Annotated in this window: 1 protein-coding gene; it reads right to left on the bottom strand. The window is 67.9% G+C overall.

The window, feature by feature from the left end:
- Window positions 1–2: 2 nt before the first annotated feature.
- On the bottom strand, window positions 3–16,598 hold the full coding sequence (locus B9C43_RS00865) for a type I polyketide synthase (RefSeq protein ID WP_084424164.1): 16,596 nt from the start codon (window positions 16,596–16,598) through the stop codon (window positions 3–5).
- Between the last annotated feature and the right edge of the window lie 36 nt (window positions 16,599–16,634).

The following is a 16,634-nucleotide window of genomic DNA, read 5'->3' as shown; positions in this document are numbered from 1 at the left end:
CGTCAGGAATTGCCGTCGAGCGCGATCCGCACCAGGTTGTCCAGGTCCATCGAGTCGAGGTCCTCTTCGCCGGACTCCTCCTCGGCGTCCGCGGCCGGCATCCCGGCCAGCCGCAGCAGAGTGCCTTCGAGTCCGGCTTCCCGCAGCGCTGCGGGGCTGAGCTTGGCCAGCGCCTTGCGCAGCTGGGCGTCCTCGTCGGTCTCGTCGCTGTCACCGGTGATCTCGGCGGCCAGGTTGGCCACGAGGTCGTCCGGCGTCGGGTAGTCGAAGACGACGGTCGCGGGCAACCGGACACCTGAGACTGTGGCGAGCCGGTCGCGCAGTTCCACCGAGGTGACCGAATCCATGCCGAGGTCACGGAACTGCCGCGCCGGTTCCACCGCGTTGGCGCCCGGCAGCCCCAGCACGACCGCGGTCTCGGCACGGACCAAGTCCAGCAAGGTGCGCTGCAGGTCGGCTGGCGCCATTGCCGCCAGTTCCGCCTTACGGCCGGTCACCGCCTCGTCGACTGGTTCGGTCGCCGCCTCCGGCAGGCTGCTGAACAGCTGTGCCGGGCGTGCGGCGGTGAAGACCGGCAGGAATCGTGACCAGTCCACGTCGGCCACGGTCACCGTCGCGTCCGCGGCGCCGACTGACCTGGCCAATGCGGTGATCGCCCGCTCGGGTGCCAGCCCGGACAGTCCCATCCTGGCCAGTTGCGCGCCGCCGTCGCCCGCGGCCATGCCGCCGCCTGCCCACGGTCCCCACGCCAGCGCTGTGCCGGGAAGGCCGTCTGCCCGGCGTTGCTCGATCAACGCGTCCAGTGCCGCGTTCGCTGCCGCGTAACCGCTTTGCCCTGCGCTGCCCCAGATTCCGGCGATCGAGGAGAAGACCACGAACGCGTCCAGCTCACGGGTCAGTTCATGCAGGTGCACCGCGCCGGCGACCTTGCCGGCGACGACCGCCGCGAACTCGTCCGGCGTCGTGTCGGTCAGTGGCGCCGACTGGGACACCCCGGCCGCGTGCACCACGGCCGTCAGGTCCGGTCCGCATTCGTTGACCAGCGCGGCTACCGCGTCCCGGTCGGCCATGTCACACGCGGCGAGCGTGACCGCGACGCCGAGCTCACGCAGTTCGTCGGCGAGTTCCGTGGCACCGGGCGCCGCGGCACCTCGACGGCTGGTGAGCACCAGGTGTTTCGCGCCCTCGCGGGCCGCCCACCGGGCCACTTCCCCACCGAGCGCGCCAGTCCCGCCCGTGATCAGCACTGTGCCGCTCGGCGACCACTTGGCCGCCGTCCGCCTCGCCGCTCGGATCAGCCGCCGGGCGAAGACGCCCGTGGACCGCACAGCGAGCTGGTCTTCCGGACCATCCGCGGCGAGCACGTCCAGAACCCGTGCCGCCGCCTGCTCGTCGAGGTCACCAGGCAGGTCGAGCAAGCCACCCCATCGCTCCGGGTGCTCGAGCCCGACCACCCGGCCCAGTCCCCAGACCTGCGCCTGCACCGGGTCGGTGAGCCGATCGCCGTGGCCCACCGAGACCGCGCCCTGGGTCAGCAACCACAGCGGCGCGTTGATCCCGCTGTCGCCAAGCGCTTGCACGGCCAGGAGGCTGTCGGTCGCGCCACGTTCACCTGCCGCGACGACCATCGCCACGCCCGTGTAGTCGGCGGTGACGTCGGCAAACATCGTCCGGTCCGGCTTTTCGGGAAGTACGACGGTGTCCGCGTGGTCGCCGAACGCCTTGGCCAGCGGATGGCCGTCCTCGGGAAGCACCAAGAGCCAACGGCCCCGCAGTGCAGCCGAGTTGTCCGACAAGGACTGCCAGGTGACCTGATAGCGCAGCTCATCCACAATGGACTCATCACGCTGCCGGCGCCGCCACGCGGCCATCGCCGGAAGCACTTCGCTGAGTGGCTGGTCGACGTCGACGGCCAGGGTGTCGGCCAGGGATGCCAGGTCCTGTTCCTCGACCGCCGCCCAGAACATCGAGTCCACTTCGGACTCCCGCGGCTTCGGGGCAGGCGCGTCGAGCCAGTACCGCTGGCGCTGGAAAGCGTACGTGGGCAGGTCCACGCGGTTGGCCGGACCGAAGACGGCCGTCCAGTCCAGCTCCGCACCTCGCACCCACAGCTTGCCGAGCGCGGTCAGCAGAGTCTGGATTTCAGGGCGCTCGCCACGCAGTGCCGAGCTGAAGGCGAAGTCCGTCTCCTCAGGCAGGCAGTCGCGGGCCATCGTCGACAGGACACCGTCCGGACCCAGCTCGAGGAACTCGGTGACGCCAGCTGCGGCCAGAGTCTGGATGCCGTCGGCGAACCGAACTGCCTGACGCACATGGGAAACCCAATACTCCGGCGTGGTCACGTCCGAGTCGAGTGCTCCGGTCACGTTGGAAACAACCGGAATCGTCGGTTCGCTGAAGCTGATTTCGCGCAACACCTCGGCGAAATCGGCCAGCATCGGCTCCATCAACGGCGAGTGGAACGCGTGGCTCACCGTCAGACGCTTGGTCCTACGGCCCTGCGCTGAGAACTTCTCGGCCACAGCGAGGACGGCGTCCTCAACGCCCGAGATCACCACGGACTTCGGGCCGTTGATCGCGGCGATCCCGAACTCGTCGGTGGTGTCGATCTCGTCCTCGGTCGCTTCGATCGCGACCATCGCTCCGCCAGACGGTAGGGCCTGCATGAGCCGACCGCGCGCGGCAACCAGTTTGCAGGCGTCCTCAAGCGAGAACACGCCAGCGACATGCGCCGCGGAGATCTCACCGATCGAGTGGCCCATCAGGAAGTCCGGACGCACACCCCAGGACTCGACCAAGCGGAACAACGCAACCTCGACCGCGAACAACGCCGCCTGCGCGAATTCCGTCTGGTTCAGCAGATCCGGCTCACCTGCGATGACCTCCCGCACCTGTGGATGCAGCAGGGCGCAAGCAGCGTCGAAGGCTTCGGCGAAGACCGGGAACTCGGCGTACAGCTCACGGCCCATCCCGATCCGCTGAGCACCCTGCCCGGTGAACAAGAACGCCAGTTTGCCCTTGGCGACAGTGCCTTCCACCACTCCGGGCGAGGACGTTCCGTCCGCCAGCGCGGTGAGTTCGGCGATGGCGCTGGTCGCGTCCGCGGCCAGAACCACTGCGCGGTGTTCGAGTGCGGCGCGGGATGTGGCCAGCGACCAGCCGACGTCAACGCTGCCGAGCTCGGGGTCGTCGAGCACCCTGGCCCGCAGTTTGACGGCCTGGCTGCGGACCGCGTCCACCGACTTGCCGGAAAGCACCCATGGCACCAAGGTCCGGTCGGTCACCGTGACAGTGGCAGGGGCGTCGGGGGCTTCTTCGATCACTGTGTGGGCGTTGGTGCCGCTGATGCCGAACGAGGACACCGCGGCACGGCGTGGCCGGTCGTTCTTCGGCCACTGCTGGGCGTCGGTGAGCAGTTCCACCGCACCGGAGGACCAGTCGACGTGCGGCGACGGCTCGTCCACGTGCAGCGTCTTCGGCAGCACGCCGTGGCGCATCGCCATGACCATCTTGATGATGCCCGCGACACCGGCCGCGGCCTGGGTGTGGCCAAGGTTGGACTTCACCGAGCCGAGCCAGAGCGGCCGATCCCGGTCCTGGCCGTAGGTGGCCAGCAGCGCGTGCGCCTCGATCGGGTCGCCGAGCGCGGTTCCCGTGCCGTGTGCCTCCACCGCGTCCACATCAGACGGTGAGAGCCCGGCACCGGCGAGTGCCTGCCGGATCACGCGCTGCTGCGACGGTCCGTTCGGTGCCGTGAGGCCGTTCGACGCACCGTCCTGGTTGATCGCGCTGCCTCGCACGAGCGCCAGGACCTGGTGACCGTTCCTGCGAGCGTCTGACAGCCGTTCGACAACCAGCAATCCCGCGCCCTCACCCCAACTGGTCCCGTCGGCGCCCGCCGCGAAGGGCTTGCACCGGCCGTCCTTGGCCAGCCCGCGTTGCCTGCTGAAGTCCACAAAGGCCGCCGGTGTGGACATGACGGTGACCCCACCGGCCAACGCGAGGTCGCACTCTCCGTTGCGCAACGCCTGGATCGCCAGGTGCAATGCGACAAGAGAGGACGAGCACGCGGTGTCCACAGTGACGGCCGGTCCTTCCAGCCCGAGGCTGTAGGCGATCCGGCCGGACACAATGGAAGCGGCGTTGCCCGTGAGCGCGTGTGCCTCGGTCTCCGCCGGGGCGTTCTGCAGAACGCTGGCGTAGTCCTGTCCCATCGTTCCCGCGAACACGCCGGTCGCGCTGCCGCGCAAGCTCGTCACGTCCAGTCCGGCGCGTTCGAACGCCTCCCACGCGGTCTCCAGCAACAGCCGCTGCTGCGGGTCCATCGCCAGGGCTTCCCGTGGCGAGACGCCGAAGAAGCCGGCGTCGAACTCGGTGGCGTCCCGGATGAACCCGCCGTCGACGGTGTAGGTCGTGCCCTGGTGTGCCGGGTCGGGGTGGTACAGCGTGGCGATGTCCCAGCCGCGGTCGGCTGGGAACTGTGTGATCGCGTCCCGGCCGTTGACCAGCAGGTCCCAGAACTCCTCCGGCGTGCTCACCCCGCCGGGGAACCGGCAGGCCATGCCGACGATCGCGATCGGGTCGTCCGCGACCACCGCGACCTTGTGGGCCGTAGGTGCCGGTTGTTCCTGCTTGCCAAGCAGTTCGGTACGCAGGTACGCACCGAGCGCCGCCGGGTTGGGGTAGTCGAAGATCAACGTGGCCGGCAGTTTCGTGCCGACGGCGGCGGCGAGCCGGTTGCGCAACTCGACCGAAGTCAGCGAGTCGAACCCGAGGTCCTTGAACGCCTGCGCCGGCTCGATGCGGTCGGGCGAGTCGTAACCGAGGACGATGGCCGCGTTGCTCCGCACCAGATCGGTGAGCTGCTTGTCCTGCTCCGCCTGGGCCAGCCCGGCCAGCTGCCGGACGAGCGAACCGTCGTTGCCCGCCTTTCCTGAGGCAGCACGGCGAATGGTCCGCTGTGCCAACGCCCTCAGGAGCGGTGGCACGGTCTCGTCCCGCAGCGAAGCCGGGTCCAGCGGGGCTGGCACCAGCACGGCATCGGCTCGGGCCCGCGTCACGTCGAACAACGCCAGGCCTTGCTCCGGGCTCAAGGCGCTGCTGCCGGAACGGGACGTCCTGGCCTTGTCCGCGGCTGCGAGCCCGGCGCCCATTCCGCCGTCCTGCTGGTCCCACAAGCCCCACGCGAGCGACAAGCCCGGCAGACCCAGGGCGCGCCGGTGTGCGGCCAGCCCGTCCAGGAACGTGTTCGCCGCGGAGTAGTTGGCCTGTCCCGCGTTGCCGAAGATCCCGGCGGCCGAGGAGAACACCACGAACTCCGCCAGGTCGAGATCACGAGTCAGCTCATGGAGGTTCCAGGCTGCCAACGCCTTCGGGCTCATCACTTTCTCGACCCGCTGCGGTGTCAACGACTCCACCACTCCGTCGTCCAGCACGCCAGCGGTGTGCACGACTGCGGTCAAGGAGTCGATGCCGTTGATGACCTCCGCCAACGCATCACGATCGGCCGCGTCACACGCCACCACGGACACATCGGCACCGGACAGGTCCTCGATCAGTTCGGGCGCTGCCACACCTCGACGGCTCAACAGCACCAGGCGACGAACCCCTTGCTCCACCAGGCGGCGTGCAACCAACCCGCCCAAGCTGCCGGTCCCGCCGGTGATCAACACCGTGCCGTCGGGGTCCAACGCCTGGGGCAGGCTGAGCACGACCTTGCCCACGTGCTTGGCCTGAGACATGAACCGGAACGCGTCCACCGCCTGCCGGACATCCCACACCCGCACCGGCAACGGCCGAATCGCGCCGACGGAGATCAGTTCGGCCAGTTCGGTCCACATCTCGCCGACGCGGTCCGGGCCAGCCTCGATCAGGTCGAAAGACCGGTACCGGACGCCCGGGAACTCCTGGGCCACCTGGTCCGGTTCGCGCACATCGGTCTTGCCCATCTCGATGAAACGCCCGCCGCGCGGCAGCAACCGCAGTGAAGCGTCGACGAACTCACCGGACAGCGCGTCGAGCACGACATCGACACCCTGACCGTCGGTCGCCGCAAGGAACTTCTGCTCGAACTCCAGGTCCCGCGACGACGCGAGATTCTCCTCGGCCAACCCGACCGCGCCCCACTTGCCCGGGCTCGCGGTACCGAACACCCGCATGCCCCAATGCTGGGCGAGTTGGACCGCAGCCATACCCACACCACCAGCAGCGGCGTGCACAAGGACCGACTCGCCGGACTTCACATCTGCCAGGTCCCGCAAGGCATAGAACGCCGTCAGGAAGACCAGTGGGATTGTGGCCGCGTCCGTGAACGACCAGTCGTCCGGCATCCGGGTGACCATTCGGGCGTCAGCCATCGCCACCGGTCCGAAGGACGCGGAGATCAGGCCCATCACCCGGTCACCCGGCACCAGGCCAGCAACCTCCGGACCAACCTCCAGCACCACACCAGCGCCTTCCATGCCCATCAACCCGGCGTCACCCGGGTACATCCCCAAGGCATTAAGCACGTCACGGAAGTTCACACCCGCCGCACGAACCGCAACCCGGACATCCAACGGTCCCAACGGCTGCTGGGCATCCGGCCACTCGATCAGCGACAGGTTCGACAGCGTCCCCTTGCCCACGCTGTCCAAACGCCACGCACCAGCCGGAGCAACCAACTGGGTGGACGCCCGGCCCAACCGGGCCACGAACACGTCCCCGCCACGGACTGCGGCCTGCGGTTCACCAGAACCAGCCACGCGGGCCAGCACGTCCATCGAGCGCGGATCGTCATCCACATCGACGATCACGACCCGGTCCGGGTGCTCAGCCTGAACCGAACGCACCAAGCCCCACACACCGGCTGCGGGCACATCCCGGACGAGTTCGCCGGGCTCGATCGCCACCGCACCGCGCGTCACCACAACCAACCGCGCGTCATCGTCCGAGTCGGAAAGCCACTCCTGCACCCTGTTCAGGACCGACGACACAACATCGACCGGACCAGAACCACTGACCTCCGCAACGACAACTCGCGCGTCCACAGTGGAGTCTGCGGAGAGCGGGACCCAGTTCAGGGTCCACAACGAGTCCGGCGAGACGTTGGTCTGCTGCAGCGACTCCGCGCTCACCGCCCGGAGCACCAGCGAGTCGACCACGGCCACAGGTTCGCCCTCGCTGTCGGCGACGAACACCGAAACCGTGTCGGTCCCTGCCGGGGTGAGCTTGACCCTCAGCGCGGTCGCAGCGGCGGCGAACACCGTGACCCCGGACCACGCGAACGGCAACGAGCCCGCCCCAGCACCGGAGACGAAGTCGCCGAACCCGATTCCGTGCAGTGCCGCGTCGAGCAGTGCCGGGTGCAAGCCGCACCGCGCCGCCTCGGCGTGTTCCTCCTCCGCGAGTTCGACCTCGGTGTAGACGTCGTCACCGAGTCGCCATGCGGCACGCAGCCCTTGGAAAGCAGGCCCGTACCGGAAGCCTTCGCCGAAGCTGTCGTAGAAACCGTTGACGTCGATCGCCTCGGCGCCCGGAGGCGGCCAGGCGGTCAGGTCGTTCGCGGCGGACGGTGAACCGGCGACTAGCGAACCGGTGGCGTGCTGTGTCCACTCCTCCGGCAAGCCGTTGCGTTCCCGCCGCGAGTAGACCGTGATGTCACGTCCGCCGCTCTCGTCGGCCGCACTCAGCACCAACTGGAGCTGCACGCCACCGCTTTGCGGGAGCACGAGCGGCGCGGCGAGGGTGAGTTCAGCAAGCCTGTCGCAGCCTGCCTTGCGTCCGGCCTGCAACGCCAGCTCCACGAAGGCCGTGCCAGGCAGCAGCGCCTGATCGTGCACCACGTGGTCGGCCAGCCAGCCGTGCGTGGCAAGGGCAAGGCGTCCGGTGAGCACCAGTTCGCCGTCGGCGACCTCGACCGCGGCACCCAGCAACGGGTGGTCGGCCGCGTCAAGCCCGGCGGCCGTCAGGTCTCCCTGACCGGTGGTGACACCCCTTGGCCAGAAGCGTTCGTGTTGGAAGGCGTAGGTCGGCAAGTCGACCCGCTTGCCCTTGACCAGCGCCGTCCAGTCGACGGAAACACCACGGGTGTGCAACGCGGCCAACGCACCAATCGCAGCACGAACCTCAGGCCGATCACCGCGCAACACAGGCACGAACAGGCCCTCGGACACGCATCCCTGAGCCATCCCCGCCAACACACCATCCGGCCCCAGCTCGACGAACGCCGAAACACCCTGCGCCGACAGCGTCTTCACACCATCCGCGAACCGCACAGCCTGGCGAACATGCGAAACCCAATACTCCGGCGAAGCCAACTCAGTAGCCAGCCCACCAGTCACGTTCGACACGACCGGAATCTGCGGCTCACTGAACTCCAGTCCTCGTAGCACCTCAGCAAACTCGGCAAGCATCGGCTCCATCAACGGCGAATGGAACGCATGACTGACCTGCAAACGCTTCGTCTTCCGACCCCGCGCCGCAAACTGCTCAGCCACCCCAAGAACAACAGACTCAACACCCGAAATCACCACCGAATTCGGGCCATTGATCGCGGCAATCCCGAACTCATCCGTCGACTCGATCTCATCCTCGGTCGCCTCAATGGCAACCATCGCCCCACCCGCAGGCAAGGCCTGCATCAGACGGCCACGAGCCGACACAAGCTTGCACGCGTCCTCAAGGGACAAGACTCCAGCGACGTGAGCCGCAGAGATCTCACCGATCGAGTGGCCCATCAGGAAATCAGGCCGAACACCCCACGACTCCACCAACCGGAACAACGCCACCTCAACGGCAAACAACCCAGCCTGAGCGAACTCCGTCTGATTCAACAGCTCCCGCTCGCCGTCAACAACCTCACGCAACCGCGGATGCAACAACTCACACACAGCATCAAAAGCCTCAGCAAACACCGGGAACTCGGCATACAACTCACGCCCCATCCCCACCCGCTGCGCACCCTGACCCGTGAACAAGAACGCCGTCTTGCCCGGACTCACCACACCGGTGACCACATCCGGAGACGCAGTCCCCTCAGCCAACGCAGTCAACCCAGCGGCAAGATCACCGAGAACGACCGCGCGGTGGTCCAGCGCCGCCCGACTCGTCGCCAGGGAGTACGCCACATCTGCCGCGTCCCCGACGACATCACGAAGTGCCGCGGCCTGCCCTCGCAAGGCCGCGGCCGACTTCGCCGACAACACCCACGGCACAACCGAAGGCACCGTCGAGACGGCCTCAAGATCCTGCTCGGGAGCCTGCTCGATGATCGTGTGCGCGTTCGTCCCGCTGATCCCGAACGACGAAACGGCAGCACGCCAAGGACGCTCGACCTCAGGCCACGGCTGCGCCTCAGTCAGCAACTCCACCGCACCGGACGACCAGTCCACATGCGACGAGGGAGCATCCACGTGCAAGGTCTTCGGCAACAGGCCGTGCCGCATCGCCATGACCATCTTGATGACACCAGCGACACCCGCCGCTGCCTGCGTGTGACCGATGTTCGACTTCACCGAACCCAGCCACAACGGCCGATCCCGATCCTGCCCATAAGTCGCCAGCAGCGCCTGCGCCTCAATCGGATCGCCCAGCGAAGTCCCCGTGCCGTGCGCCTCAACAGCGTCCACATCAGACGCAGTCAGGCCAGCACTCGCCAACGCAGCGCGAATAACGCGTTGCTGCGAAGGACCGTTCGGTGCCGTCAAACCATTCGACGCACCATCCTGATTGACAGCACTGCCGCGAACCACAGCCAGGACTCGATGGCCCTTGCGCTGAGCGTCCGACAACCGCTCCACCAGGAGCATGCCAGCACCTTCGCCCCAGCCGGTGCCGTCCGCGGCCTCAGCGAAAGGCTTGCACCGGCCGTCAGCGGCGAGGCCGCGCTGACGGCTGAACTCGACGAACGTGGCAGGAGTGGCCATCACTGTGACACCACCGGCCAGCGCGAGGTCGCACTCGCCTTGCCGCAGCGCCTGCACGGCCAGGTGCAAGGCCACCAATGACGATGAACACGCCGTGTCCACCGTGACCGCCGGGCCTTCCAGCCCGAACACGTAAGAGATCCGGCCAGACACGACGGCCCCTGCCGTGCCGGTCAGGATGTGCATCTCGGTTTCCGCAGGCGCGTTCTTCAGGAGGTTGGCGTAGTCGGTACCGCCTGCACCTGCGAACACCCCAGTGGAGGAACCCCGCAGCGACAAGGGGTCGATGCCCGCGCTTTCCAGGGCCTCCCATGAGGTTTCCAGCAGAAGCCGCTGCTGCGGGTCGATGGCCAACGCCTCACGCGGAGAGATTCCGAAGAACCCTGCGTCGAAGTCCGCGGCCCCGGCGACGAACCCGCCTTCGACCGTGTACATGGTGCCGGGCTTCTCCGGGTCGGCGTCGTAGAGACGCTCGACATCCCAGCCGCGGTCGGACGGCATCGGCCCGATCCCGTCCTGCCCGGCGACGAGCATTTCCCAGAGCTGCTCCGGATTGGTGACTCCGCCGGGCAGACGGCAGGCCATGCCGACGATTGCGATCGGCTCGTCGGTGTGCCCGGTGGGTTCGGGGGTGGGGGGTGCCCCTTTCCCTATCGGGTGACCGACGAGCCGATCGCGGAGGAACCGGCCGAGAACGGCCGGCGTTGGATAGTCGAAAACCAGGGTGGCAGGCAGTTTCACGCCAGTGGCGGCACTGATCCGGTTACGCAGTTCGATCGCGGTGAGCGAATCGAAACCGAGCTCCTTGAACGCGCGGTCCGCGTGCACCCGGTCTGCCGAGTCGTACGCCAGCACTGTAGCAGCTTCGGCCCGGACAAGATCAACCAGCGCCCGCTCGCGATCCACTTCGGACAGTCCGGCCATCCGCCGGGCGAACTCGTTGCCCTGCACGGCTGCCGCTGCCGTACGACGCGTGCCCGTGCGCACCAGCCCACGCAGCAACGCGGGCAGGGTGCCCGCTTGCGCCTCGGCCCGCAGCGCGGCTGGCTGAAGCGGAGCGGGCACCAATGTCGCATATGGACCGTTTCGGCCGTGGTCGAAAAGCGCCAGGCCTTGCTCGGTGGACAGGGCACCGCTGCCGCTGCGGGCCATCCGTGCCAGGTCCGTCTCGCTGAGCCCGGCGGTCATACCGCTGGCCTGCGCCCACAGTCCCCAAGCCAGGGCCACAGCGGGCAAGCCCTCGCCGCGGCGCTCTTCGGCCAAACCGTCGAGGAAAGCGTTTGCCGCGGCGTAGTTTCCCTGCCCTGGACTGCCGAAGACACCCGCACCAGAAGAGAACATCACGAACTGCGCGAGATCAAGATGCCGTGTCAGTTCGTGCAAAGCCTGAGCCGCGTCTGCCTTCGGGCGCAGGACACGGGTGAGACGGTCGTGGTCCAGCGCGGGAACAACACCGTCGTCGAGAACCCCGGCCGCGTGCACGACCGCGGTCAGCGCGGGGATCGTGCCCAGAAGTACCCGCAACTGCTCGCGGTCGGCGATATCGCAGGCCTCCACACGGACCCGCGCGCCAAGACCGGTCAGCTCCGCCTCAAGCTCGGGAGCCTGACCGCTCCGGCTTGCCAGCACAAGATCCTGTACACCGTGCTCGGTGACCAAATGCCGGGCGACCAGCCCGCCAAGCGTCCCTGTACCGCCGGTGATCAGGACCGTTCCCGCAGAGTCCAAGGACCGGGGAACTGTGAGTACGACCTTGCCGATGTGCTTGGCCTGCGAGACGAAACGGAAAGCCTCCGCACCACGGCGGACGTCCCATACCCGGATCGGCAGGAAGCTCAGCGCACCTTCAGCGAACAGAGCCAGCACGTCCCGCAGCATCTCGCCGATCCGCTGCGGGCCAGCGTCACCGAGGTCGAAAGCGTGGTACGCCACGCCTTCGTGCGCGGCCGCGACCTCTGCGGGTTCGCGGACGTCGGTCTTGCCCATCTCCAGGAACCGGCGCGGCCGCAGGCGCAGGGACGCGTCGACGAACTCGTTTGCCAAGGCGTTCAGAACGACGTCGACACCGCGTCCACCGGTGACGTCGAGGAACTTCTCGGCGAAGGCGAGGTCGCGAGACGAGGCGAGGTGGTCGTCGGCGATCCCGAGCGCCCGCAGGGTGTCCTGTTTGGACTTACTCGCGGTGCCGAAGACGTCGATTCCCCAGTGCCGGGCGAGTTGCACCGCGGCCATTCCGACACCGCCAGCGGCGGCGTGGACCAGCAGCGACTCCCCTGCCTGTACGTCAGCGAGGTCACGCAAGGCGTAGTAGGCGGTCAGGAACACCACCGGGACCGAGGCTGCCTCGGTGAACGTCCAGCCTTCCGGGATGTGCGCGACCGTGCGGGCATCGGTGACCGCGATGGGACCGAACCCGCCCGGCAGCAGGCCGAGCACTCGGTCGCCGACGGCGAAACCTGTGACGTCCGGCCCGACCTCGGTGATCACTCCGGCGCCTTCGACACCGATCAGCCCGGCGTCGCCCGGGTACATACCCAGTGCGTTGAGCACGTCACGGAAGTTCAGGCCAGCGGCCCGCACCGAGACACGAACCTCACCTGGCGCAAGGGGTTCGATGACCTCGGGGCATGGCAGCAGGGCGAGGTTCGCCAGCGTCGACTTGTCCGCGCTCTCCAGCCGCCATGGGCCGTCTGGCGGAGTCAGCGTCGCAGTCGAATCGTGCCGTACCAGGCGTGGGGCGAACAGTTCCCCGTCGCGTACGGCGATTTCGGGTTCGCCCGTGGCGAGCGCGGCCTCCAGCGACTCAGTGCCATCGGTGCCATCCAGGACGTCGATCTGTGCGATCCGGCCGGGGTTTTCCTCCCGGACGGATCGCAGCAGACCCCACACTCCCGCGGCCACAGGGTCGGGTGCCGGGTCGTCGCCGACCGCCACCGCACCGCGGGTGAGCAGCACGAACTTCGTGTCCGACAAGGCATCGTCGGCCAACCATGCCTGGACACGCCGCAACATCCGGTCGAGCGCGGTGGTCAAATCGACCCCGCTCTCGTGCGGGACCACCATGTACTCCGTCGCGGCGTTCCCGCTTGGCGCCGGGATGGACTGCCAGTCCACACGGAACAGGACATCGCGGTATGGGTCGGTCTGCTGCTGGCTCGGCGCGCGCAGTGTCAGTGAACCGATCTCCACAACAGGTTCGCCCGCACCGTCGGCGACCAGGACCGACACCGCGTCCGTGCCCGCCGAGCCGAGCCGGACCCTCGCGGATGTGGCATTGACGGCGAACACGGTGACATCTGTCCACGCGAACGGCAGCTTGCCCGCGGACCCACCTTCGACCAAGTCGCCGAACGCAAGCGCTTGCAACGCGGCGTCCAGCAGGGCCGGGTGGACTGCGAACCGGGCGGCGTCGGCGTGTGCGTCGGAAGGCAGCTCGATCTCGGCGAAGACCTCGTCGGCACGGCGCCACACCGCCCGGATGCCTTGGAAGACCGGGCCGTAGGCGAACCCCTGCCGCTCGGCGTCGGCGTAGAAGTCGCCGATCTCGACCGATTCGGCTCCGGCCGGTGGCCATTCGGTGAGTGAACCGGTGGCCGGGTGGTCCACTGTGCTCAGTGCGCCCGTAGCGTGCCGGATCCATGCCCCGTCGACGTCATCTTCGGGACGGGAGTACACCCCCAGTTCCCGGCGGCCGCGCTCGTCGCGTGCCCCGATGGCCACCTGCAGGCGTACACCGCCGTTCTCCGGCAGGACCAGCGGAGCCTCGATGATCAGTTCGTCCAGCCGCGGGCAGCCTGCCCTGTCACCAGCCTGCACGGCCAGCTCCACGAACGCGGTGCCAGGCAACAGAACCTGGCCGTTCACCGCGTGCTCAGCCAGCCACGGGTGCGTGCTCAGCGACAACCTGCCCGTGAGCACAGTTTCGTCGTCGGTGGCCAGCTCGATGGCGGCGCCGAGCAGCGGGTGCCCAGTGGCGGCCAGGCCAAGCCCAGTCGCAGCGGACCTGCCGCCGGTCTTGGGTGGGTCGAACCAGAACCGCGCGCGCTGGAAGGCATAGGTGGGCAGCTCGACGCAAGTCTCGTTGACCAGAGCGGTCCAGTTCACCGCGACACCGCGGGTGTACAGCGCACCCATCGCGCCGATCGCAGTCCGTACCTCGGGACGGTCACTCCGAAGCACCGACGTGAAGACGGCATCGGCCTCAGGCAGGCATCCCTGTGCCAACGCGGTCAGCACACCATCCGGCCCCAGCTCAAGGAAAGCCGTCACACCCTGCTCGGCCAGGGTCTGCACGCCGTCGACGAACCGCACTGCCTGGCGCACATGGGAGACCCAGTACTCCGGCGAGGTCAGCTCGGTGGCCAGTGCGCCGGTCACGTTCGACACGACCGGGATCCGTGGCTCGTTGAACGTCAAGCCTCGAAGGACCTCGGCGAACTCGGTGAGCATAGGTTCCATCAACGGCGAATGGAACGCGTGGCTCACCGCCAACCGCTTCGTCTTACGCCCCTGCGCCGAGAACTTCTCGGCCACCGCGAGCACAGCTGACTCAACACCCGAAATCACCACAGATTTCGGGCCGTTGATCGCGGCGATCCCGAACTCGCCAGTGGTCTCGATCTCATCCTCGGTCGCTTCGATGGCGACCATCGCTCCGCCGGAAGGCAGAGCCTGCATCAAACGACCACGAGCCGACACCAGCGTGCACGCGTCCTCAAGCGACAACACACCAGCAACATGCGCCGCGGAGATCTCACCAATCGAGTGGCCCATCAGGAAGTCCGGGCGCACACCCCACGACTCCACCAACCGGAACAACGCAACCTCGACCGCGAACAACGCCGCCTGCGCGAACTCCGTCTGGTTGAGCGCCTCCGGCTCACCAGCCACCACATCCCGCACCCGCGCGTCCAGCAACGCGCAGGCAGCGTCGAAAGCCTCAGCGAACACCGGGAACTCGGCGTACAGCTCACGGCCCATCCCGACCCGCTGCGCACCCTGACCAGTGAACAGGAACGCGGTCTTACCGCGAACAACAGAACCGGTGATCACATCGGCGGTGGAACGTCCCTCCGCCAATGCGTCCAACGCCTCGAGGAGGCTGTCCCTGCTGTCGCCCAACACAACAGCGCGTTGTTCCAACGCGGCGCGCGTCGACACCAGCGAAGCAGCGATACCGGCCAAGTCCTCAGAAGTGGCAACCGAACGCAGGTTCGCCGCTTGCCCGCGCAACGCTTCGGGTGTCTTCCCGGACAGCACCCACGGCACAGTCGACGGCACACGGCGTTCGACAACACGGGCTTCCTGGTCCGGAGCCTGCTCGATGACAGCGTGGGCGTTCGTCCCGCTCATCCCGAACGACGAAATGCCTGCCCGGCGCGGGTTCCCAGTCTCCGGCCAATCCCGCGCGTCGGTGAGCACCTCGACCGAACCGGCCGACCAGTCCACATGCGACGATGGTTCGCTGACGTGCAATGTCCGCGGCAGCACACCGTGCCGGATGGCCATGACCATCTTGATCAGCCCGGCCGCACCGGCGGCCGCCTGCGTGTGCCCGATGTTCGACTTCACCGAACCCAGAAACAGCGGCCGGTCCCGATCCTGGCCGTAAGCCGAGATCAGCGCCTGCGCCTCGATCGGGTCACCCAGCGACGTACCGGTGCCGTGCGCCTCGACAGCATCCACATCGGACGGCTGGAGCCGGGCATTCGCCAGTGCCGCACGGATCACCCGCTGCTGGGAGGGACCGTTCGGCGCGGTGAGCCCACTGCTCGCGCCGTCGGAATTCACTGCGGTACCACGGACTACGGCGAGCACTGTGTGTCCGTTGCGCTGGGCGTCGGACAGCCGCTCCACCAGGAGCATGCCGACACCCTCGCTCATGATGGTGCCGTCCGCGCCCTCGCCGAACGCCTTGACCCTGGCGTCACGCGCCAGGCCGCGCTGGCGGCTGAAGTCCTGGAACGTGGCCGGGCTGGGCATGACCGTGACACCGCCCGCCAACGCCATGTCGCATTCACCGGACCGCAGCGCCTGCACGGCGAGGTGAAGCGTGACCAGGGAGGAGGAGCACGCGGTGTCCACAGTGAGCGTGGGGCCTTCCAGCCCGAACGTGTACGCGATCCGGCCGCTGGCCATGCTGCCGACGTTGCCGTTGCCGACAAAGCCTTCCAGGTCCGGCGGCATCTCCGCGTCGGTGAAGCGATTCAGGTAGTCGAAGTAGGCGACGCCGGAGAACACGCCCGTGCGGCTGCCGCGCAGCGTGTCCGGCACGATCCCGGCCCGTTCGAGCGCTTCCCACGAGACTTCGAGCAACAGCCGCTGCTGCGGGTCCATCGCGAGCGCCTCACGCGGCGAGATCCCGAAGAACTCCGCGTCGAAATCCGCCGCGTCGTACAGGAAACCGCCTTCACGGACGTAGCTGGTGCCGGGCTGGTCCGGATCCTCGTCGTACAACTCAGCCAAGTCCCAGCCGCGATCGGCCGGGAACGGGCTGATCGCGTCGCCGCCGTCGCGAACCAGCGCCCACAGGTCTTCAGCTGAGCGGACACCACCGGGAAACCGGCAGGCGATACCGACAATGGCGATCGGCTCGGCGTCCGCGGCCTCGGCCGCCTGCAGCCGCTGGCGGGTCTGCGCCAGATCGGTCGTCACGCGCTTGAGGTAGTCCCGAAGCCTCTGCTCATTGCTCACCAGATACCCACCTCTTCACGACGAAACACCCCAGAA

It is taken from the genome of Kibdelosporangium aridum (assembly GCF_900176515.1).
Taxonomy (GTDB): domain Bacteria; phylum Actinomycetota; class Actinomycetes; order Mycobacteriales; family Pseudonocardiaceae; genus Kibdelosporangium; species Kibdelosporangium aridum.
Note: the sequence above shows the minus strand (reverse complement) of the source record. Positions and strands in the feature narration are given on the sequence as shown.